1 protein-coding gene is annotated in these 2,055 nt (G+C 67.1%); it reads left to right on the top strand.

What is annotated here, in order from left to right:
* Nucleotides 1-2,055, top strand: a 2,055-nt coding sequence (locus tag I5I_RS02820) for a family 43 glycosylhydrolase (protein ID WP_051039448.1), incomplete at both ends; no start/stop codon positions are given.

Genomic DNA, 2,055 nt, shown 5'->3' with positions numbered 1-2,055 from the left:
TCGTCGACGATGCATCACTGACGGTTCAGAGCACGACGCCGACGACCCCCACGGTGCCGGAAGTGCCGGTCGTCCCCGGCAACCTGCTGCCCGACGGTCGCTTCGTCGACGGCTTCACCGGGTGGCAGGCTCCACGCGGCGGCACGCTGGCGCTGACGACGGATGCCGCGAGCGGCCTGAACGCGCTGAAGGTCACAGGCCGCACGAACACGCAATCCGGTCCGTTCGCCAGTGTCACCGGCAAGCTCGAGGCCGGGGCGGGCTACCGCCTGAGCGCGAAACTCAAGTACACCGAGGGCCCCGACACCCAGCAGTTCAACTTCACCTTCTGCCCGGCCAACTTCAACGGCTGCGACGATCGTGGTCAGAGCTTCACCAAGGGCGAGTGGGGATCGTTCTCGAAGGACTTCGTCGCCGACCAGCGCCACCCCGGCATGGACTGGCTGTTCGTCGAGACCCCGTGGAACTCCAACGCGCTCCAGGACTTCCAAGTCGACGAGATCTCGCTCGTCAAGATCTCGGACGCTCCGGCCGGCCCCGGCTTCACCTCGCTGGAGAAGGTGCAGACCAAGCCGATCGGTGACCACAACCCGCTGGTGGGCCACAAGTTCGGCGCCGACCCGCACCACCTCATCTACAACGGTCGCCTCTACATCTACTCGACCAACGACACGCAGCAGTACGAGGCCAACTCGAAGGACGCCAATGGGCTTCCGACGGCGTCGAACGGGTACGGGGCGATCACGACGCTGAACGTCATGTCGACGACCGACATGGTCAACTGGGTCGATCACGGCTCCGTGCCGATCGCTCGCGAGGGTGGCGCGGCTCCGTGGGCGCGCAACTCGTGGGCGCCCGCGGCGATCGAGAAGGACGGCAAGGTCTACCTGTACTTCTGCGACAGCGGCACCGGCACCGCCGTGGTCGTGGGCGGTTCGCCGCTCGGACCGTGGACCGATCCGCTCGGCAAGAAGATCATCCCCGACACCGTCTCGCGCGACTACGTCAACAACGGGGGCTTCCCCGCCGGCATGTGGCTGTTCGACCCCGAGGTGTTCATCGACGACGACGGTCAGGCGTACCTGTACTTCGGCGGCAACTCGCAGATCGGCTCGGGCGCCAACGTCCAGGGACCGCAGAACCCGAAGTCGACGCGCGTCGTGAAGCTGAAGGACGACATGGTCACCCTCGACGGTGACCCCGTCGAGATCGACGGCCCCGGCATGTTCGAGGCGTCGTCCATCTTCAAGCGCGACGGCAAGTACTACTACTCGTACTCGTCGAACTTCCAGGTGAACGAGGTCCCGGGGCAGTATCCGTCGCGCGGCGGTATCGCCTACATGATGACCGATGACCCGATGAAGCTGCCGGCCTCGACGTACGCCGGTGTGGCCTTCCAGAACCCGAGCACGTTCTTCGGACCGGGCAACGGCGGCAACAACCACTCCGACATGTTCACCTACAAGGGCGAGACCTACTTCACGTACCACGCGCAGACGCGCGGGGCCGCGTGGGCGCAGGCCCTCGGCACGGCGGGACAGACGCAGGGGTACCGCTCGGTGCACATCGACAAGCTCGAGTTCAATGCGGACGGCACGATCAAGCCCATCGTCGGCACGCGCGCCGGCGTTGCGCAGGTCGAAGACTTCGACCCGTACCGTACGTTCGAGGCCGAGACACTGGCCTGGCAGCTCGGCGTGAAGGCGACGGCGACGACCCAGCCCTCGGTCGAGTTCCCGGAGCACAACGGCAACGGCAACATGGCGCTGTCCAGCATCGACGACGGTGACTTCGCCGCGCTGTCGCAGGTCGCGTTCGGCGAGGGTGCGGCGACGGTGTCGGCGCGCGTGAAGCCGCTGGTCGAAGGTGCCTCGGTGCAGGTCCGCCTGGACAACGTCGACGGCCCGGTCGTCGCGACGCTCCCGGTGGAGGGCACGGCCGGCGAGTGGACCACGGTCACCGCCGATGTCACCGGCGCGACGGGCACGCACGACGTGTTCTTCGTGTTCGCCCAGCCCGAGTCCGCGGCGGTCGAGGCCACGGGTCCGCTGTCGA

The organism is Microbacterium sp. B24, from assembly GCF_000333415.1.
In the GTDB taxonomy this organism is placed as follows: Bacteria; Actinomycetota; Actinomycetes; order Actinomycetales; family Microbacteriaceae; genus Microbacterium.
The sequence above is the reverse complement of the archived record's forward strand: the minus strand, read 5'-3'. Positions and strand labels throughout refer to the sequence as shown.